Annotated in this window: 17 protein-coding genes; 4 read left to right on the top strand and 13 right to left on the bottom strand. The window is 56.7% G+C overall.

All coding sequences use genetic code 11. The annotated features are described in order from the left end of the window. The 10 genes from ACTIEN_RS07350 to ACTIEN_RS07305 all read right to left on the bottom strand — a co-directional run. Positions 1-277, bottom strand: a 277-nt coding sequence (locus ACTIEN_RS07350; protein ID WP_439522469.1) for an FAD-binding protein, incomplete at its 3' end; no start/stop codon positions are given. 1 nt (position 278) lies between these two features. Continuing rightward, a complete protein-coding gene (gene sdhC / locus ACTIEN_RS07345) occupies positions 279-617 on the bottom strand; it encodes a succinate dehydrogenase, cytochrome b556 subunit (RefSeq protein ID WP_439522468.1) in 339 nt (112 codons plus the stop codon). After that, entirely contained in the window at positions 614-943 is a 330-nt protein-coding gene (locus tag ACTIEN_RS07340; RefSeq protein WP_439522467.1) for a succinate dehydrogenase, read from the bottom strand. Before ACTIEN_RS07340 ends, sdhC begins: the two co-directional genes overlap by 4 nt. Beyond that, positions 940-1,653: a succinate dehydrogenase/fumarate reductase iron-sulfur subunit gene (locus ACTIEN_RS07335; RefSeq protein ID WP_439522472.1), complete on the bottom strand. Its 714-nt coding sequence runs from the start codon at positions 1,651-1,653 to the stop codon at positions 940-942. The genes ACTIEN_RS07340 and ACTIEN_RS07335 overlap by 4 nt, the downstream gene beginning before the upstream one ends. A 172-nt stretch (positions 1,654-1,825) precedes the next feature. Further along, positions 1,826-4,060 (bottom strand): molybdopterin cofactor-binding domain-containing protein, encoded by a 2,235-nt coding sequence (locus ACTIEN_RS07330; RefSeq protein ID WP_439522466.1) that lies wholly within the window; start codon positions 4,058-4,060, stop codon positions 1,826-1,828. A 2-nt stretch (positions 4,061-4,062) separates the two neighbouring features. Further along, a complete protein-coding gene (locus tag ACTIEN_RS07325) occupies positions 4,063-4,521 on the bottom strand; it encodes a (2Fe-2S)-binding protein (RefSeq protein WP_439522465.1) in 459 nt (152 codons plus the stop codon). Between the two features lie 156 nt (positions 4,522-4,677). Continuing rightward, on the bottom strand, positions 4,678-5,952 hold the full coding sequence (locus ACTIEN_RS07320; RefSeq protein WP_439522464.1) for a DEAD/DEAH box helicase: 1,275 nt from the start codon (positions 5,950-5,952) through the stop codon (positions 4,678-4,680). A gap of 284 nt (positions 5,953-6,236) precedes the next feature. Then, a complete protein-coding gene (ubiG, locus tag ACTIEN_RS07315; RefSeq protein WP_439522463.1) occupies positions 6,237-6,944 on the bottom strand; it encodes a bifunctional 2-polyprenyl-6-hydroxyphenol methylase/3-demethylubiquinol 3-O-methyltransferase UbiG in 708 nt (235 codons plus the stop codon). Between the two features lie 56 nt (positions 6,945-7,000). Continuing rightward, complete coding sequence (locus ACTIEN_RS07310; protein ID WP_439522462.1) at positions 7,001-7,294, bottom strand: NAD(P)-binding protein; 294 nt, start codon at positions 7,292-7,294, stop codon at positions 7,001-7,003. A gap of 46 nt (positions 7,295-7,340) precedes the next feature. After that, on the bottom strand, positions 7,341-9,200 hold the full coding sequence (locus ACTIEN_RS07305) for a DUF4214 domain-containing protein (RefSeq protein ID WP_439522461.1): 1,860 nt from the start codon (positions 9,198-9,200) through the stop codon (positions 7,341-7,343). Positions 9,201-10,351: 1,151 nt separating this feature from the next. Between ACTIEN_RS07305 and ACTIEN_RS07300 the strand changes: the two genes are divergently transcribed. From ACTIEN_RS07300 to ACTIEN_RS07290, 3 genes are all read left to right on the top strand, one after another. Beyond that, the gene (locus ACTIEN_RS07300) at positions 10,352-10,897 is read left to right on the top strand and encodes a methyltransferase family protein (protein ID WP_439522460.1); all 546 of its coding nucleotides are present in this window, start codon (positions 10,352-10,354) and stop codon (positions 10,895-10,897) included. A 5-nt stretch (positions 10,898-10,902) separates the two neighbouring features. Beyond that, the gene (locus tag ACTIEN_RS07295; protein WP_439522459.1) at positions 10,903-11,493 is read left to right on the top strand and encodes an N-acyl amino acid synthase FeeM domain-containing protein; all 591 of its coding nucleotides are present in this window, start codon (positions 10,903-10,905) and stop codon (positions 11,491-11,493) included. A 428-nt stretch (positions 11,494-11,921) separates the two neighbouring features. Then, a complete protein-coding gene (locus ACTIEN_RS07290) occupies positions 11,922-13,367 on the top strand; it encodes a sensor histidine kinase (protein WP_439522471.1) in 1,446 nt (481 codons plus the stop codon). Positions 13,368-13,514: 147 nt separating this feature from the next. Here the strand turns inward: ACTIEN_RS07290 and ACTIEN_RS07285 are convergent, their stop codons facing one another. The 3 genes from ACTIEN_RS07285 to ACTIEN_RS07275 all read right to left on the bottom strand — a co-directional run bounded on the left by ACTIEN_RS07285 (position 13,515) and on the right by ACTIEN_RS07275 (position 19,396). Beyond that, on the bottom strand, positions 13,515-13,928 hold the full coding sequence (locus ACTIEN_RS07285; RefSeq protein WP_439522458.1) for a response regulator: 414 nt from the start codon (positions 13,926-13,928) through the stop codon (positions 13,515-13,517). Then, entirely contained in the window at positions 13,918-17,622 is a 3,705-nt protein-coding gene (locus ACTIEN_RS07280; protein ID WP_439522457.1) for a PAS domain S-box protein, read from the bottom strand. The genes ACTIEN_RS07285 and ACTIEN_RS07280 overlap by 11 nt, the downstream gene beginning before the upstream one ends. A 556-nt stretch (positions 17,623-18,178) precedes the next feature. Further along, a complete protein-coding gene (locus ACTIEN_RS07275; protein ID WP_439522456.1) occupies positions 18,179-19,396 on the bottom strand; it encodes a response regulator in 1,218 nt (405 codons plus the stop codon). 149 nt (positions 19,397-19,545) lie between these two features. Between ACTIEN_RS07275 and ACTIEN_RS07270 the strand changes: the two genes are divergently transcribed. After that, positions 19,546-20,556, top strand: a complete 1,011-nt coding sequence (locus tag ACTIEN_RS07270; protein WP_439522455.1) for a response regulator — start codon at positions 19,546-19,548, stop codon at positions 20,554-20,556. Positions 20,557-20,737 lie beyond the last annotated feature (181 nt).

Genomic DNA, 20,737 nt, shown 5'->3' with positions numbered 1-20,737 from the left:
GCCACGCCATGTCCTGATTGGGCAGCCATTTGCCGCCTTGAATCGTGTCCATGAAATGTCGTTCGACGCTGTCGCCATGGCCCAGCGCCACGTTATAGCCGCCCTGCACCATCCGCGTGCAGCCGCATTTGCCGATCAACCCCTTGACAGCAATCGTCACCTTGGTGCCCTCGGGTGCGGTCTGCATCGCGTGCAGGGCCGCGAACATGCCCGCCCCTCCGGTGCCCAGGATCAGGATGTCGGTGTCGTGCCGGTCGATGTCTTTTGTCGTGAACATATCAGATCGCCTGCATGAGAAAGGTTGTGGAGACAAGGAACGACCCGGCCACCGCCGCCGCCGCCCATGTCTTTTGCGGGGCCGACCAAGGCAGCCACTCCAGCGCGATCAGGCGCAAACCGCCAAAGAGATGCACCGCCAGAAGGAACACCAGACCGAACTCAGCCGCCTTGACCAGCGGTTGCTCGGTCAGCGTCAGGAAAGCATCCAGCTTGGCCGCGTCGTTCAGCGCATAGGACAGCACCCAGAAATGCAACGGCAGGAACAGGGCAAGGCCCAATCCCGACAGCCGGTGCAGGATGTAGGCCAGCCACAGCGGATGGGCGCGTTCGACCCTCATGTCGTCACCGCCCAGACGGCTTGTGCGCCCAGAGCGAAGAGACCCAGGCCGATGAGCACCGCCACAGAGTCACGCGCCCCACCGCGCAGGCCCGCCCATTCGCCCAATATCGTGCGCAGCCCGATGGATGCGTGGATCGATACGGCGACCACGAACATGCCGTAGAAGGCGAACCAGAACACCGACCCTTGCGTGCGGCCAAGGATTTCCGACGCCGACAACCCGCCTTGGATGGCGTAGATCATCACGCCGATATGCACGATCACGAAGGGCGCCATCACCAGCGCCGACAGACGTTGCGCCATGTAGAGGTGGAACTCGTTCATCCCTTGCGCCCTCCGAAGAACCGCTTGGCCGTCGCGCGCTTGAGGCCAAGAATGGCCGACAGCGGGTCAAGCTCGTTTGGGCAATAGGTCGTGCACGACCCCATCGAATGGCAGGAATGGCAGCCGCCCTTGCCCGACACCGCGTCAAGGATCGCGTCGCGGTCGGTATCCTTGGCGTCATTATAGAGCGTCCAAGCGCGTTGAAGCGCTGCGGGGCCAAGATAGTCGGGATTGCCCGCCACCGTGTCACAGGCCGAATAGCAGACCGAGCAGTTGATGCATTCGATCCCGGCGTTTGCCTCTTGCCGCTCCGACGCCACCGGATCAATCGCCTCGATGGCATCGTCGCGGGTGCGGGTCGGGTGGTGCCTGCCTTCGGCGGCGACCCATTTGTCGAAAAACGGGTCCATGTCGGCGGCGAGATCCTTGATCACCGGCAGGTTGCGCAGGGGCCCAACCTCGATCGTGTTGCCCTTGAGCACCTTGCTGACATGGGTGCGGCAGGTCCAGCGCGGCACGCCGTTGACCATCATCGCGCAGCTTCCGCACATGCCGACGCGGCAGGCAAAGCGGTAGGTCAGGGTCGGATCGGTGTTCTGCTGGATCCACGACACGACGTCCAGAACGGTCTGATTGTCATAGGCCGGAACTTCGAAGGTCTGGGGTCGCATTGGCGCATCCGGGCCACCGCGTTGCACCGTCACAGTCAAGTGGTCTTGCTCTGGCACCTGAGAGCCCGCCTCTTCTTGTTCCCAATGATGGAACAAGAATAACGGTCAGCTCCGGTAACGAAAAGGCAAATAATTTAACCGTATCCGTAACTGATGCTTACATAGTTGCTCCAATATGTTTTTTACCGTTTGGTAAAAAATCCGTGCCTGGTCAGACAAACGTCACCGTCTTGCCGAAAGGCATCTCGCGCAACCGTGTGCCCGTCGCAGCCCAGATCGCCCCGGCCAAAGCAGCGGCAGCAGGCGGCACCGGAGGCTCTCCGATCCCCAGAACCCGGTCGCCATTCTCCAACCCCCGCACAAAGATTTGCGGGCATTGATGCAGACGCATGCCGGGGTTCAAATCGAAATTCGACTGCTCGGCCACACCGCCCGCATAGGTGATCTCGGAATTCATCGCGTGACCAAGGCCGTAGATCACCCCACCCTGCACGAGGTTCTCGAAATTCACCGGATCGACGACGCGGCCCACCTCGGCGGCGACCCAGACAGTGTCGATGCGGATACCATTGTCAGTGTCCGTGACTTCGATGACCTGCGCGCAGTGCACGCCGAAGGACTTGGTCAGCGCCACACCGCGCCCGGTTCCATTTCCGCCGATACCGGACCAGTTCGACATCTCGGCTACGGCTTCCAGGACCTGCCGCGCGAGTGGATCATTGCATAGGCGAAGACGTTCTTCCATCGGGTCCGCGCCTGCCGCCTCAATCAACTCGTCCAATGCAGCGTTGTAGAAAAACCCGTTCGAGGATGCGCCGACCGAGCGCCAGGAACTGATCGGCGCCAATTCCGGCGCACGGTAGCCGGTCACGCGTTGGTGTGGAATGGCGAAGGGCTGTTCCCATGCGCCGGACACGATCTGGCTGTCCGGGCCGGGGGCGGATTGGTTCTGACGGCCCAGTTGCGAGGCCATGACCGAGGGCATGGCGATGCCCAGATCCAGCGCTTCGACCTGACCATTCGCCACTTTGCCCCGCATCCGGGCCATCGCAATCTGGCGGGGGAAGTCGTGCAGCATATCCTCTTCGCGCGACAGTGTCAGCTTGACCGGGGTGCCTTTCATCTGCATCGCGATCTCGGTCGCCTGCTTGACCACCTCGTCTTCAAGCCGGTGCCCGAAACTGCCGCCCATCATCAGGACATGCACGGTTACATTGTCGGCGGGGATGCCGGTGATGCGGCTGACATTGGCCTGAATGAAGCGCGGGATTTGCGTGCCGGTCCAGACCTCGGCGCGGTCGTCATCGACGCGCACGATGGCGTTGACCGGCTCGAGCGGAGCATGGGCCAGATAGGGCGCGCGATATTCTGCGGTGAGGATATCGCCGTCGCCCAGCGCGGTTTCCACATCTCCGTCATTGCGCTTCTGGCTGTCCTGCGCGTCGGGGGTGAAGGCGGCCTCGAGCGTTGCCCAATGATTGGCTTGTTCGAGAGGATATGCGGGGTCTTCCCACATCACCTGCACCGCTTCTGCCGCGCGGAATGCGCGCCAGGTGTTGTCGGCAATGATGCCCAACCCGCCAGTGATGGGAACGACGGCCTGAACGCCGCGCATATTCAGCGCCTCGGAAGCGTCGTAATCGCCCATGCCGCCACCCTGTGCGGGGTTCATCAGGACCGTGGCGTGGACCATGCCGTCCACCGCGGCGTCGATTCCGTAATCCTGTGTTCCCGTGCTCTTGGCCAGCATGTCGATCCGCTGCATCGGCTTGCCGATATAGCGCCATTGGGACGGATCGCGGAGGGGAACGTCCTGCACCACCTCAGTCTCTGCCAGATCGGCGGCGAGACTGGTGTAGGGGATTTTTTGACCATCTGGTAAAATCACGTTGCCGGCGGATGTTGTCAGATCAGAGACCGGAACACCGGTCTGCTCGGCCACCAAAGCCTTGATGGTCTCGCGGGCCGATGCCCCCGCCAAACGCAGTTTTTCGAACTGGTCCGGCACAGTGGTCGATCCGCCAGTGATCTGAAGGCCCATGACCTTCATCACGCTGTTCACGGCGCCTTCGGCCATGTTGTGCATCATTCCAGCGGCGGGCACCATGAAATCAGCCGCCTCCGCCGCAAGCGCGGTGTTCCAATAGGCGGGGCTTGGCGGGCCGGGATCGGCCTTGATCTGGTCGAGGTCAACATCCAGCTCTTCGGCAATCAGCGCGGCCTGCACATGATACGCCCCCTGCCCCTTGTCCGCGCGGGGCGTGATGAGGGTGATGCCGTCAGCGGTGATCTTGACGTAGGGCGTCAGAACCGCCTCCCCGGCCTGCGCCGTGAGTGGATTGGTGTGCGGTTTGCGCACTGTGTACACGCCAAAGGCGACGCCACCGACAACAGCGGCGGAGCCAATGAGAAATGTACGGCGGGCGATGGTTTTCAGGCGACCCATGATCAGCCCTCCATCATGCGGGCGGCGCGCTTCACGGCGGCGCGGATACGCGGATAGGTGCCGCAACGGCACAGGTTGCCGGACATGGCGTCGTCGATATCCTGGTCTGTGGGGCTGGGGTTGTCCGCCAACAACGACGCGGCCTGCATCATCTGGCCGGACTGGCAGTAGCCGCATTGCGCGACCTGTTCGGTGAGCCACGCGGCCTGCACGGCGTTCAGTGCATCCGGTGTGCCCAGACCTTCGATGGTGGTGACATCCGCACCTTCGGCGTCGATTGCCCAAGTCTGGCAGGACCGGACGGCGACGCCATCGAGGTGCACGGTGCAGGCACCGCATTGCGCGATGCCGCAGCCGAACTTGGTGCCGGTCAGGCCCAGCTCGTCGCGCAGCACCCAGAGGAGCGGCATGTCGTCCTCGACATCGACCTCGTGAAGGGTTCCGTTGATCCTGAGTTGCATGGTATCGCGCTCCGTCTGTCAGCCTGAATTCAGAGTATCACATAGGTGCCCGGTTGCGCGATGGAGCATTGACCTTGGGTCATGCACATCGGCCCTGCAAAAATGCAAAACGGCCCGCCGATGTGGCAGGCCGTTTGCAAAATCATCAGACCGGGATCAGGCCGCTTTGCGCGACCGGCTGCGACGGCTTTGACCACCGGGCTTGGCACCGGCGTTGGCCTGACGCGGCTTGCCGCCTTGCCCCTGACCGCCGCGACCGCGACCGCGCGATTGCTGTGCGGGACGGGCAACCGGATCCTTGGGGGCCGTGCCGCTGGCGACGGGCACCTCGATCTTCATCAGCTTTTCGATCTGGCGCAGCAGATCTGCTTCGTCCGGCGCGCAGAAGGCAATTGCCTCGCCTTCACGGCCCGCACGGGCGGTCCGGCCGATGCGGTGGACGTAGTTGTCGGGCACATCCGGCAGGTCGTAGTTGATGACATAGGCTACGCCCGGAATGTCGATGCCGCGCGCGGCCACGTCGGTTGCGACCAGCACCTTGATGTCACCATCGCGGAACGCCTTGATGGCGCGGTCGCGCTGGCCCTGGCTTTTGTTGCCGTGAATCGAGGCGGCGTTGTAGCCGTCGGCCACGAGACCCTTCATCAGCTTTTCGGCACCGTGTTTGGTGCGCGAGAAGACCAGTGTGAGGGCGTCGAGGTCGCGCGACAGGATCTCGCGCAGCTTGCCGGGCTTTTCGCCCTTGCCGGACAGGTGATGTACCGATTGGGTCACCTTGTCGGCGGCCTTGCCCGGAGGGGCGACCTGAACGCGCTGCGGATTGGTGAGATAGGCCTTGCTGAGGTCTTCCATCTGTTTCGGCATGGTGGCCGAGAACAGCATGGTCTGGCGCGGCGTGCCGAGTTTCGGCGCGATCCGGCGCAGGGCGTGGATGAAGCCCATGTCGAGCATCTGGTCGGCTTCGTCCAGCACCAGGTGCTTGACCGTGCGCAGATCGACCGCCTTGCGGTCCATCAGGTCGATCAGGCGACCGGGTGTCGCGACAAGGATGTCAGTGCCCTTGAGCAGGTGGTGGATCTGCTTGTTGATGGACTGGCCGCCAACGACGACATTCACCTTGAGGTGGGTTTTCTTGGTCAGGGTGCGCAGCGCTTCGGCGATCTGGTTCACCAGTTCGCGGGTCGGCGCGAGGATCAGCGATTTCGCAGTTTTCGCGGCGGGGCGATCGGGGCTGTCCATCAGGTGGCTGACCAGCGGGATGCCAAAGGCCATCGTCTTGCCGGTGCCGGTCTGGGCGAGGCCCAGAACGTCGTTGCCCGCCATCGCCAGCGGAATCGCCTTGTCCTGGATCGGGGTCGGGGTGGTGAGGCCTGCGTCTTTGAGAGCGGCGAGGAGAACGGGCTTGAGGCCCAAGGTGTCAAAATCAGACAAAAGGTATCCTTTGCGTCCGCATGCGATTGCGCACACGGAGGGTATGGTGCCGCATCATCGCGGCAAACGAGGGTGTCGCAGAACCTTAAGAAAATACGGGATCGCCCCGTACCGTCTGGTGCTGCGTCAGGGACCCTGCGTGATGGGGAACTGAATTCATGTATCGCCGGTGCGCCCAAGACTGCGGGTGCGGCAAGCTCACGCGGCTGCGCGGCGATGGGCTGCACATGGGGCCTAAAGACCGGCAAGTCAACCGATAAAGCGCTTGGAGGCGGTGATGTGTGTCATGGCTTTCGGGCGATGCCCATGTAGATGATCATCGTTCCCGGCACCCGTCCAAAGGTAATATCACCTCTGCCGTTGATCCCGCGCGGGCCGAGGCCGACCATTTTGCCCACCGCGAACCCGGCATTTTCGAGTTCGACGCGCAGTTCTGACGGTTTGATGAACATGTCTGGGTCATGGGTGCCTTTGGGCAACAGCTTGAGCACATCCTCGGCCATTGTGATGGTGGCCAGACGCGCGACCGGGGTGCGGTTGATCGTGTCGAACAGGAACAGCCCGCCGGGGCGCAGGACGCGGGCGGTTTCGGAAATGACCCTGGGCAGGCTCTGCACATGTTCGAGGACGTCGACACAGACCACCGCGTCGAAACTGGCGTCGGCATAGGGCAACGCCTCGCCCAGACCGACATCATAGCGGATGTCCCTGCCCGCGTCTTGAGCATGTGCGCTTGCGGCGGCAATGGCATCTTTCGCGGGGTCGATGCCGGTGACACGCGCGCCCCGATCATCCAGCGCCTCGGCCATGAAGCCCCCGGCGCAGCCAAGATCGAGCACATCCTTGCCTTGCCAGTCGATATGCGTGTCAAACCACTTGAGCCTTCCCGGCACCATGTTCTTGAGGGTGCGGATCCAACGGATGTCATCCGACCACCAATGCGCCGCGACATCATCATATATCTCAAGCTTGTTCCGCCGGGTTTGCGTCATCCGAACGCTCCTTCAAACTGCGTTTGCTCCGGACATAGCGCACGGTTCGTCAGCCGTCATGCCGGGGGTGCCGACATGGGGGCACTTTCATCACCCATGTCCCACTTGGCGACAAATCCGGCGGTTTTTGCCAGTTGCAGAACCGCGTGAAAGTCTGGCGTGTCATGCGGGATCATCTGCGCGCCGTGATCGAACTGAAACCCATCTTCGGCCCTGCGGGTGGCGACCCGTCCACCAATCCCGCGCCCCTTGTTGAAAACCCGTGGGGTCAGGCCCGCATTGGTCAGACGTTGTACGCAGGCAAGACCTGTGACCTCAAAGCCGATAATCGCGATGTCTGAAACGAACAACGCGCCCGTCGAGGGGCGCGCTGTCACAGGATCAGGGATGTGTGGTTCAGATTGCGAAAGGATCGTCGACCACACCGACCAGCTGGATCAGGAAGTCGCCGTTTTCTGTTCCCAACGCCTCGGTATAAAGGGTGTTGATCGCCTCGAACGCATCGTTGATCGTGCCCTGATCTCCACGCAAGAAGATATCCATGACGGTGTTGGCATCGGACACGTCGGACAGGCCGCGGATCACGGCAAAATAGGTGCCGAGATCGGTCTTGTCCGAAAGATAGGCGCGGTCCCCAAGCTGAAGGGTGATGTCTTCCTGCGAAGCCTCCGGGCCAAGATCGACCTTGGCCCCTCTGAGGGCTTCCAGAATGAATTGATCGCGGGTTACGAAACTGTCGTCGAGCGCCCCTGCCCAGAAGTCGAGCCCTGCCTGATCCGGCGTCCGGCCAAGAACGTTGGAGTAGACCTGTGTCACGAAATCCAGCGTGCTGAGCGTGTCGGGATAAGTGGCACGGGTTTCGGGTTGATCGAGGAACAGCGTTGCAATCTGTTCCAGCGAAAACCCGTTGGCAAAGGCCGATCCCCAGAAGTTCAGACCTTCGGCATCGGGCGCGCGGTTGAAATAGGCAATATAGAGTTCAACGAATGTCGCGATGTCGTCCGGGCTAAGCGATGCGATGCCCATTTGATTGGCGAGGTTGAAATCATCGCTCCCGGCGAAGGACAGAAGTTCGATCTCGCTGAGTGTGTCGGTGCCGTCACCTCCAGCGCGGTCGACGATGGTCACGCCATCAGCCGCGATCTGTACGGTGTAGCGCGCCTGCGGTCCGGAATAGACCGCCGTATCCGCGTTGCCATCGCCGCCAAACAGGGAATCGTCATCCGCGCCACCGGTCAAGCGGTCATTGCCGCCAAAGCCGAACAGAATGTCCTGTCCGCTGCCCCCGTCGAACACGTTGGGTCGATCATTGAGATAGAACCAGTCGCCTTCATCCGATCCGCTGACGCTTCCGTCCAGATTGACCACAAAGGTCGGATCAGAGTTGCGCGACCCTACAATCAGGTCGGCCAATGCGCCTTCAAGGCCCGGCAAGGTTCCGGTGATGGCATTGATGATTGCGTTGAACTGCGCGAGCGCCAACGCTTCGAATGCCGAAAGATCGACGTCACCTTGCCCCGTCAGGTCCGCACCGAACCCTTGCAAGGCCTCGAGTGCCGTCGCAGAGGCCGCTTCAACCGCTGTTTCCGCCTGCGCAAACGAAGCAACGGACACACCATCATTGATCAGCTGCTCGACAAGCGCCGTCTGCGTGTCAAAATACGAAATGATCGCACTGCCGGCCGCTTCGCCAAGAAGGGTCCACAATTCGACAAGCGTTGTACCGCTGAGCCCGGCCGCCCCGGCACCCGGAATAAACCAGCTTCCGGTATCCGGGTCGATCGTGAAGGTCGGCGACGTGAAAAGACCGTCTGTCTGGCTCCACAGCAATTCCGCAAGACGCGCCTCGGCATCGGCAAATGCCAGTTGAATATCGTCCTCAAGGGTTCCGCCGTTCCCGTCGAGCCCCTCTACGTTGATCAGAAGTGTGCTTCTGGGCACGCCGGACAGTTCGCCGCGAATCTGCTCGAAGGCCTGCGTCACGACGCCAAGATCGCCACTGGCCCAGTCCTGAAGAAACTGAAGCGACTCCGCATCAAGGTCCGCAGTAAACTGCGGATTGCTCAGTAGTGCCTGAATTTGCGGCCGATAGGTGACAAGCGCCTGTTCAGCGAGATCTAGCAGGTCAAGATATTCTCCTACGGTCAATTGCAGAAGATCAGCTTCGGATGTTGGCACCGTGAGGTTTCCAAATCCGGCAATTGGAGTCAGTGAAGCCAGCGAAGCCGCAAGGCTTTGTTCAAATTCATTTTCCATATATCCAGAAAAATCCCAAAAAGAGTTACCGTGTTGGTAAAGACCCAATTTTCCCACACTGAGTCAATTGTCATGATGCGTGGGCATGAAAAAATCGAACAAAAGTCGGGAGTTGAGAGCCCTCGTCAGGAAAACGCCTGTGACAGGCGCAGTTTTTGGAATCTGTCCATGTCATGCCGCGTCACTTGGTCAGCGTTTCTTCGGGGCGCCTTACAGAGGCAAGACGGTTGGTCGCGTGACCATAAATGCGAGTCGTGACGTGCGGGGTGCCTCTTCGTGTTCACCCTGGATCGGTCGCAGGAGCGCCGAGCTAACGTAACGTAACACCCTTGATACCACGCGGAATTCCGCCGGGCCTCGCGGAAAACCGCCGAAGTGTTGTGCTCCGATTCAAGGCGTCCAGATCGCAAAAAACCGGCCACGGGTCCCCCCGTTTCCTTTACGAAATGCACGACCGGCACGGCGACTCAGTTGCGGCATTTCGGTCACCACCTTCATCCGAGCTGGAATCGGGTCGTCACGGCGCAATGCCGGCACTTGGAAATCTGCTTTCTTGTGACCGAGCAAGCGCACATCCCAGTACCGACGGCCTGGTTTCGAGTCAGCGTGTTATGTCACCCATAAGACCGCAAGTGCTTCACAACACTAACGATTTCGGGATTTGAGTTGACGCAGCAACGCCACGACTACCCCTGAATCCGCAATCACACCTTGTTGCAAAAAACCGCCTCGATACTCTTGGAATCCCTCTGACATCTGGGTTAGACAGTCAGCCTGTTCTTTCGTGTTCCAAACGGGTCTCGTGCGTGTGTAATGTTGAGGCCGCTTTTGCCGCGACTTGGTTTTCTTAGCATGACATGCCGGAATTCACCCATGGCCCGGACAAAGTGCGCTGTACATGCCTGATGACAAGGTGGAGCCTGCCCGACTAAATGGATTGTTCGGAGTTTAGCAACAATCAGCCCAAAGTTGCTTGAATGACGACGAACACCGCCCTATAATTGAGTCACGGTGTTCGACGGTACTTAGTAAACTAGGTTCCAACTCTCTCAAACCCCAAGGCCTCCACCACCCTCTTTAAAGAGTTCTTGTGAGCGCAACGTGCCTCACAGCCAAAACATCCCGTGACGGTCCCACTACTGGAAACCAAAATGATAGACTTCATCGTCGGCGTCATCGCGCTCGCATATTTCCTGCTGATATCAGCCGCTACGAAGCAACACTTCGTGTCGGGAAAGTACGCGGCGGGTATGTATGTTATCTCTGTTCTTTCCTTGATCGGGATCTTCACATTTCTGATTCATGCGTTCGTCACTGGGCTGAACCTTCCTGTGGTTGCTTTGGCACTCATTCTGGCAGCCTTTTTGCTTTTTGGCTGGTCCATAAAGCACAGCAGACAAACGAGATTGGCGCTCGCGTTTGATCCGGATTCGAAAACGAGTGGAATCATCACAAACGGTCCCTGGAAATATACAAGGCATCCATTTTATTTGTCTTATTGCGCGTTTTGGTTCGCTTGCGCACTGGGCACCGCGCATATCTCATCCATTGCTGTTTTCTCGACCTTGCTTCTTGTCTATTGCTACTCGGCGATCAAAGAAGAGACGGAGCTTCAGAAAGGTAGCTTTGGGGATGAGTACAAGAATTATCAAAAGAAAGTCGGCTTCATTTGGCCCAAACTTCTGGTCAAGAATTGATTGTCATGCCCAAAGATTTCGATATCCAGCAAGTTCGATCCAAAAACGAATTGCGCGCAGTGGGTGCGCTTCGGTACAAATGTTTTTTGGCTGATGATCTGATCCACCCTGACCAAGAAGAAAGTCTCTTGGACAAATATGATTATGCTACGGCGACGCAAACTTTTGCCGTCAAGCATGAAAACGCTATTGTCGGTACAATCCGACTCCATATCTTGAACAAGGCCAGCCATAGATCGGCGACCATGTCCGCCTTTTCGGATATCTTGATGCCAAAGATCCTGTCTGGATCAACCATCATTGATGGCGCGCGCTTTGCAATCGACCCGGACCTGGGCGCTTACAGAATACTGATAGCACGATTGATCTTGCGTCAATATCTGAGCGTTGCAAGAGCCAACAATGCAAAACATGCAGTCGCTGCAGTACCCGTAAATCGGATCGAGCTATATCAACGCCTATACGGTTACACACAAATGTCCGAGCCGCGGGCGTACAGCCGCCTGAAAATCAAGTTGGCGCTGATCGGTGTGGACTTGCCACCTTACCGACCTGAAATGCGCAAGGAAAAAGAGCTGAGCAGCCAGACTTTCTGACGTCTGTCAGGATTGCTGATGACGCAACGATCAGCCGCGCGCTTAGGCGCGTGAACAGCCCGGTGGCTTGTGACCGAAAATCCGCTTTGACAGGCACAAGATCGCATGGGGATTGGGCATCTGACAGGGCAAACCCAGTTTGGGTCCAACCGGAAAAACTGTGGGCTTGGCACCCCAAGTGTCAAAAGGGCCGCTTTCTCATCATAGTATCGCCAAACTTCAACGATACCCAAGAGGCGTAACCATTACCAAGTTCCTCATAGTTTGCGACGACGTACTGACTTGCTAAATGGGTTGAAACGGAACCTCGATGCCCTCACGTTCACACAGAGTGCCTTGCTCAATGGAATGGGAATTGCCTCATAATCAGTTGCTTGAAGGCAGCTGGAAGGTTTTTTCGTGCGGTCAGAGAGTGTTTGGTGGCTTTGATGGGCGCTGATTCTCCGATCACCCGGTTTTCTTCCAAGTCTGAACAACTGCAAGAGAACCTGCGCAACTATTCCCGTGCCGTGAGGACACTGACCTGGCAGCGACAGGGGATCTTCACGGCGGTCGCGATTCTCACCGGATGGTTCTTTGTCCCCTGGAAGGCGGCGTTGTTCTTTGCCGTGTGCATGTTCTGCGAATATGTCGACCTCAAACTTGCGAACTGGGTCATGCGCATCAAACCCGGCGCAACAAAAGTGACAAGACGGGTCTATGCGGCCTTTGTCGTCAACACGATTGTCAGCGCCTTGGCAATCAGCAGCTACACGGTCTGGGTCGGCGTCACTGAACCCGGCGTCGGGACGTTCTCGGCGTTGTTCTGCCTGTTTGCCGCCGCCCTCTATGCCGCCATGAACAACCACCAGATTGTCAGCGCGCTTGCCGTCCGCCTGACGATCTACGGCATTTCGTTTCTTATCATCACCGTTCGGGATCTTTGGGTTTATCGCCCGCCATTGTCATCAGACATGTGGCTACAGTTTTTCATCGTCATCTTCGTGATGTACTTCCTGATTGATTGTTCCATCGGGTTTCTACGCCTTTACCGAAACGACCTTGGTCGCCTTAAAGAGCTTGAGATCGAGCATGAACGAGCAAAGGCAGCGCTCGTTCTGAAGTCGCAATTTATTGCTGTTGTCAGCCACGAACTCCGCACACCACTGACGTCTATAAAAGGGTCTCTGGACCTTATTAATTCCGGTCGGTTTGGTGAATTTACGCCGCAAGCACATTCACTGTTGCAGCTGGCTGGCAAGAACAGCAATCGCTTGGCAGACTTGGTTGACGACCTTCTTGATTTGCAGAAAATCGAGGAGGGTAAAATGAACTTCACGAAAGAAATGGTGAACATCCGCGACTTCATTTCAGACGCAATCGAAACCCATCAGGGTCTGGCGGAAAAGTATGATGTACACCTCAACGCTGACCTCAAAGGCATGGGTTCAATATTTGTGAACACGGATCCATCCAGGCTGATGCAAGTCTTGGGTAATGTCATTTCGAATGCTGCAAAGTTTTCGAACGAAAAGGGTGAAGTTGATATCTGGCTATCCACGTCGGATGATCATGTGCGCATATTCGTTCGCGATCATGGCGTCGGAATTCGCGACGATGCCAAGGAAGAAGTGTTTGGTCGTTTTGTCCAACTTGATTCCTCGGATCAGCGCCACTATGGCGGAACCGGGCTTGGAATGAATATCTCGCGAGAGATCATCGAGGCGCTTGGCGGGACAATCGACTATGAAAGCCAATTGGGCGCCGGGACCACGTTCTTCATCGAACTGCCATATACCAAGCCGCCCCTTGCGAAAACCAGCGCCAAGCCAATTCAAAAATCATCCGGGCCTGTTATTCCAAGCGCGTCGCGTGCCGAACTTGTGCGCTCTTAGGGTTCTGCTTGATTGACGGGAAGAACCGCTATTCACTGGTGACTGCGCGTCTGGCCATGGCTGATGGTGATCGAATGTTGTCGTCAGGACCTGCATATTCACCAATAGTTATCTGGCGCAAATCGCGAAGCGTCCAAATGGACCGCTTTAATGCGGTGGCACCAATTGGTGGATGTGCGTGATCAGGGATGCAGGGTCGAGGGGCTTGGGAAAATAGAGGCTTGCTTCGGCACGCCGGGGATCACCCGTTCTTGGATGATCAATCTCTGCGGTCATCAGGATAATGGGGGCGCGGCGGTTGGGATTTGCACCGCTCCGCAGGGCGCGGATGGCCCGGTCGCCTTGTATCGGCGGCATGTGTCGATCAAAGAGCAACAAGTCAAAAGGGCGCGCGACCGCTTCGACGATGCCGGAATGCGTATCGGCGACAGCCGTAACCTCGAAACTGCCCATACTTTCAAGGATCTCGGACAGTATGGCCTGGACGATGGCATCATCGTCGGCAACAAGGACCGTTCGTTTGGCACGGGCGTCCGGCGTGGCTGTGGGCTCATTCTTCATCGCGATCCGCCTTCGATTGCGAGATCAGGAATGGGGCCATGACATCCATCAGGGTGGCACGGCGGAAAGGCTTGGCCAGATAGCTGTCGAACCCAGCCACGATATAGTCCGCGATCTGATGCGCCATGGCATTTGCGGTAAAGGCAATGACCGGGGTTGGCGGCAAAGAGCGGGTCGCTTCTATCTCGCGAATGCGCCGTATTGCCTCGAATCCGTCCATCACGGGCATGGCGATGTCGAGCAGTATCAAATCAAACCGGTTTTCCTCTGGTCCGTCCAGGGCCGCCTCGAACGCCGCAACGGCCTCTGCCCCGTTATGGGCCTCGGCAAGCCTGCAATCTGCATGTTCGATCATACTGCGCGCGACGAAAAGGTTGGTGTCGCTGTCATCAGCCAAAAGCAAGCGGCGCCCCGCAAGCAAGGCTGCTGCGTCGTCTGTCGATAGATCGTCGACGGAGTCCGCTGTCACAGAGGGCAACGGCACCTCTGGCAAAGGCAGCGTGACGCGAAAGACTGTCCCGACATCGGGTGTACTTTGCACGTCGATCCGCCCGTCCATGAGACCGACAAGTTCCCGCACAACAGACAATCCAAGCCCGGTTCCACCGAACCTTGCCGATGTCGTGGTCTCGGCCTGTTTGAATGGTTCGAACACAACTGCGATCTGGCTGTCCGTCATGCCGATCCCGCTGTCACGGACTTCCAGGATCACTGGTGCCTCGGGCTCTGCGCTTACATGAAGGCTGACTGTCCCCTCGGATGTGAATTTCACCGCATTGCTCAGCAGGTTCTGCAGGATCTGGCGCAGGCGTTGCAGATCACCGGACCTGCCCCGATCAACCGCGCCATTCATCGTCAGATTGAACGAGATTCCCTTGGCCGCGCACAAGGACCCCCAAACTTTCCGGGTTTCCGTCGCGAGCTGTTCCATTGCAAAAGGTGCCGGGACAAGCTCGAGTTGACCCGCCTCGATCTTGGACATGTCGAGAATATTGTTGAGCAGACTGAGCAACAATTCTCCCGACGAATGGATCGTCGAGATCATCATTTTCTGGCGCTCGTCCTTCAGGCTGGGGGCCAGTAGTTCAGCCATGCCAAGAACGCCATTCAGAGGCGTGCGAATTTCGTGGCTCATATTGGCCAGGAAACGGCTTTTCGCCTCGTTGGCCTGAAGAGCATTCAACCGCTCATTGTAAAGCTCACTGACGTCTGTGCCGACACCGCGCCAACCCGTAACGGTTCCGTCAGCGGCTGCCATTGGCGTCATGGCCAACCGTAACCAGCGAGAGGTGCCATCGCGTGCCTTCGCCTCGAAAAAGTAAGGTTCGACGAGACCCTTGTCACTAAGAGCCGCCGTCAACTCTGGCCACCGCGCATTGTCGCCCCGCAACACTCCGGAAAGATCCCGCAGCTGGCCCAAGTGACGTCCGAGGAATTGAATGTTGGCAATCCCGGTCAATTTGGAAAAATTTTCGGACAGATAGGTGTGCCGCAATCCGGCATCCAATTCGAAGAACCAGTCGGTCGACAAGTCGGCAATATCGAAGAAGCGCCGCTCTGCTGCATCCCGCTGTGCCAAAGCCTCGGTCAAATCGGAATTCGCTTGCTTGAGCGCAAGTTCAACAGCTTTGCGTCCAGAGATGTCCATTTGCACGCCTGACACCCGCAATGGCCGTCCATCCGCGCTATACGACACTACCCTGCCCCGCGTTTCGACCCAAACGGCGTGGCCATCTTGGTGACGCATGCAAAATTCGCTGGAAAAGGTGTTGGATTCGCCAGTTACCAGATCTTGCATTGCCTGCGCCACACGTTCGCGATCCTTGTCGACGACCAGACTGATAAAACGTTGCACGGGTGCTCGATAAAGCTCGTCCATGGGGCGGCCCAGTATGGTGCAATAGCGTTCGTTCACCAGAACTTCATCTACGCCACGGACCCATTCCCAAGTCCCAACCTGCGCCCCGTCGATGATCCCGCCCAGGCGTTCCTCGGCCCTTTTCAGGGCAGTGATATCGACGCGCATCCCGACGCGACCGCCATCGGCGGTTGGCTGCTCAAGTATCTGCAGCCAGCGCCCATCGCTTAGCGATTGCTCAAGCGGGACACCCGGATTGCGGTGCCGATCAAGGCGATCCGCGATCCAGTCTTCCTCCTGTCCGTTCGCGGTGGCGTATTCCCCATGCGCTACTCCGTAGCGAATGAGGTCTTCAAAGGTCACACCCGGTTTGATGATTGGCGCGGTCTTTGGATAAAAGTCACGATAGCGTTCGTTGCAAATCACCAGTTTGTCGTCCGCATCGAAATAGGCGAAGGCATCGGGCAAAGCGGCGATGGCACTTTCGAGCAGGGACTTATAGTGCGCGAGTTCGGTCTGGACGGTTTTCTGCTTGGTAATATCGGTAGCGACATGGATCACGATCTTGCGACCGGAAACGCTTTCTCGCCGGAACGAGATGTTCAGATCGACCCAGTATTCCTCACCATGACGTGTCGCGTTCAGAATCTGGCCGGAATACGGGCGCTCCTGCGCCATTGACCTCATGATTTCGGACGAAGTTTCAGGGTCCGAGTTCGACGAACGGGTAAAATTGATCAGCGGCAACCCCTTCATCTCTTCGATCGCATAACCGGACTTATTGATGAAAGCGGGGTTGGCCCAGATCACCCGACCGTCCGTTTCGGTCAAAATGACAAGATTGGTCATCATGCGCGCGACAAGGCTCATCATCTCGATGTTGCTGCGCGCGCGCTCGTCCTCTGTTACGTCGCGCACAATGATGATGCTGCGGAAATCGTCAGATCCGGGAAAGCCGACCGGCGCAACACACATTTCGTGCCAAAGTGTCTGGCCACGACGCGTCACCTCGTACCGTTCTGGCTCAGAAGTCTTGCCGGTCTCGGCAACATCGACGCCGCGCGCTGCGATCTCGGCAATTTCCGGAGGCAAGACGTCGTGAATCCAACGCCCCTTTCGCTGATCCATAGGAACAAGCATGTCCTCAGCGCGCCCCATGGCAAGGCCGGTGTATCTCCGATCCTTGTCCAATTCGAAAATCAACACAGGGATTGCATCAAACAATCCGTTAAGCCGCCTGGCGCCAAGCAACAGTTCGTCCTGTGCATGCTGCTTTTCTGCTGAAATGCTCAGACGTTGCAGGGTCGTGCCGATAACGTCAGCCGCCGCTTTCAACAACGCCACAAGCGCTTCGTCGAACGGGACAGACTCGCGCGTGTTGTCAAACCCGACAAAGCCGGTCGCTTGCCCATCTTCGTTCCGAAACGGCACCAAGAGGATTGCCTTGATCCCTTGCTCCATCAGCATGTGCTGCATTTCATGGCCCTGCGCCCAGCGTCGCACATCAACGATATGCACAGGAGTGTCGGCATCGAAGTCCGGCATACACGGATCAAGCACGCTAAGCGGAACATTCTGCATATTGTCGATTTCGGCCGAGATCCCTGGCGCCACCCATTCGTGGGTGTTGCTGAACCGGCGTCCGGGAACAAACTGGAAAATGTAGCATCTGTCGGCGCACGCAAATCTGCCAAGCTTGGCCACCGCATCATCAAGAAGAGAATCCGCCCGATCCGCGCCGACACGGACCAGGTCGGCCAGAAGGCGCACAATCAGGCCCTCGCCCTTGAGGTCGACGGGTTCCCCGCGCACTGATGCCAACTCAACGTCGTGCATGATCAAACCTGATCCATTTGCAAGACCCGGAACCCTACGCCAGCGGACGCGGCGCACCTGCCGATGATCGAACGTGACCCAGTTCGACTGTTTCTGGCATGTCTTGCGGTGATCACACTCGTTTTGGCGAATGTCCGTCCAAAAACTGCGTGTTTCGACCCAATCACTGCACTGTCACCTTTCTATTCAGCGGATGCGTGCGGCGAACCCACGAACATCATCCACACTAAAGGTACGTGAGTTGTTTGTTTATATCGTGGCAATCACGATAGTAAGCATGAGAGAACGCCGTGATTCAATCAAGACGAAAGTCCATCCGAGACGGAAAAGACACAGTACCGCAACAATCCGGCGTTATTGACATGTGTCGCGATACAAGAAAGGCGTCAACACGCAGAAAAGAAGCAATATAAATATATCTTTCTCTTCCGCCTCCACGCGGAAGACCATGTCAGTGAACGCACAAGCACGCCTTCGTGCCGTCATTTGCGCATCAATGCCGCGTTGTTACGATCAGGCCTATGAAGAAAGCGACAGCACCAAAGGCGATTGGCCCTTAAACGCTTAACTTCAAGGGCTCGGAATCGCGCAAGTACATTTTCCTTTGCTCCATTCTGGCAATACTTGCCTTCATGGCACGTTTGAAATTGAGCTTGCTTGACCCGGACAATACCAACGGATCGCCAATCACAATCTCAAACGACAATTCTTCGCGGAATATTTTCGGCAGACCAACACTGTTGACCCAACGCGTAATCGACTGCTCTATTTCCGACGGATCGAACTCCCCTGCTTTGTCGATGGAAATAAGAAAGATTCCATTCCCGGCATGGGTGATAAACGCATTTTCCTTGGCCAGGACAGACATCGCCGCATCAGCGACAATCTTGAGAAATTCGACAAATTCAGCAGGCTTCACCTTGGAAAAGATATAGTGAACCTTTTTGACTTCCAAGGTGATCAGGTGAATTTCAAACCCGTCCGCGCGGGACAACTGTTCCACATAATTTCGAAACACAGAGAGAGACAGAAGTTTTTCACCCCGCACCGGCAGCTTTTCGCTTGTCAGATCAGAGTCCAGCTTGTACTTGCTTAGCTTGGATGAATCCTTCGGGTAGTCATAGGGCAAACTGTGCAGCGCAATATAGCTGTCCAAAGCCGCCTGACGTTCTTGAACAAGGCGCTCGGCAACTTTGATCCGGGTCAAGACCTCGAAGAATTCAAAGGGCTTGGTCACATAATCCGTTGCGCCCTTTGCAAAAGCTGCCTCAACGGCAACGCGGTTCTTGTGGCGTGTAATCATCAGAATCGGAGTATTCTGATATCCGTCCAAAGCCCGAATCTTCGAGCACAACTCTGTACCGCTCATATCCGGCATTTCAATATCCAAAAGGATACAGTCATAAGAAACGGGCGCCTCAGAGATTTTCTTCAAAGCAGCCTTGGGAGATGTCTCATACGTTACTTCACCAAACCCGCCCTGAGTCAGGCATTCCTTCAAGATCTCCAGAGCGGTTTGATCGTCATCGACGGCAATGATCCTCATGGAAATGTACTCCCCGGCTGTGAACGGTAGGCCTATGTCGCCGACATAGTTAACTCTTACACCCACAACAATAGTCGGGAACGTGGTGAAAATATGGAATTCCCAAAAATCCTTGGGTTTGCTGCCGTCGTCAAAAATAAAGCAAATTAATTCAACACCTTGGTTAATACGCGATATCCCGCCGGAATAGATGACCCCAAAAACGTTTGACGAGATTAAGACATTCAAATTCTCATATGTTAATTAACGTCGTAAAACCATAGACTTAGGCCAATCATGATCGTAATGCATGCCATAGCCACGGCCTCAAAAACACCATTATTGTTGGTCATCAAAACCCGTTATAACGACTCCTGATGACAAGGAGGTGAAAATCAATGCGCATCCTTTTGGTTGACGACGATCCGATCTTTACGGAAATGCTGACCGCCAGCCTGACCACGCGAGCCTCTTGCGAGACAACCGTGGTGCATTCCGCGGCCGAAGCGCTTGCCGTTGTTGATGAACAGCGTGTCCCATTTGATTGCTTTCTCCTCGACATCATGATGGAGAACACCGACGGCGTCGAGCTTTGCCGGCTTCTTCGTCAGCGAAAGGATTGCCGGTCGGCCCCCATCATCATGATCACCACCGGTTCCCCCGATCTTTACATGGAACGGGCTTACGAAGCAGGAGCCACGGATTACCTTCGCAAGCCACTGGACTTGGTTCAAATGGTCGGTCGGATCAAAACAGCCATGATGCTTGTAGAGGCCACCAAGCGAGAGAAAAGAGGCCGCTGGGCCTTGCGTACGCTGATCTCATATTCCTCTGAATTCAATCTCATCGACCTTAACGAACGGATTAGCTTTTCAGAAGTTGATGGTATGGTCGATTTCTACCAGATGGAGAATCGTTTGCTCCGACTAGAGCAAGGTCTCTATCCCATCACCTTGCTTCGCGTCCAAATTCGAAATTTCTCTGACCTGTACAGTAGCGCAAATCGCGGATACGTTCTTCAACATCTGCATGCGATCAGTTCAATTATTTCAGATGAAATTGTCGTGAAGCCATTTCAGATGGCGTATATTGGATATGGAACTTTTCTGATTTGCGTGGACGAGAAGAATTCCATCGTGCCGCAGTCCTTTCAAGGTCAATTGAACAACAAGGTTTCGCGTGCCATATGGGACGCCCCAGCCGAAGGTATAGAAGATGTCATCCTGGACGTTACTGCCCTGTCATCAAATCAGCTTCAGTCACGCGATGCGGTTCTTGAAACGCTGACCAAAGAAATCAATCGGATAAAAAGACGCGGGGTATCTTATTTGCCAAAGATTGATGATATCGAGGATTATATCTTCTCAAGGATAAAAGAAGAAGAGGAAAAGCAGTTTTCCGATCACTGAACTGCGATGATCAAAGTCTTCCACATCAGCGGCAAGTCACCGTCTAGTATTCTGCTGGTTGAGAGTTACTTGTCTTCTCGGCCTCAGGACACCAACCATTTGGTCTTAACCCGACATAGTTTAGCCAAGATCTTGGTGTAACATGGGTCAACGGAAAATGTTTGTTGCGTCGGAAAGCCGT

This window comes from Marivita sp., assembly GCF_051859345.1.
Classification (GTDB): Bacteria; Pseudomonadota; Alphaproteobacteria; order Rhodobacterales; family Rhodobacteraceae; genus Marivita.
This window is presented reverse-complemented; position numbering and strand designations above follow the sequence as displayed.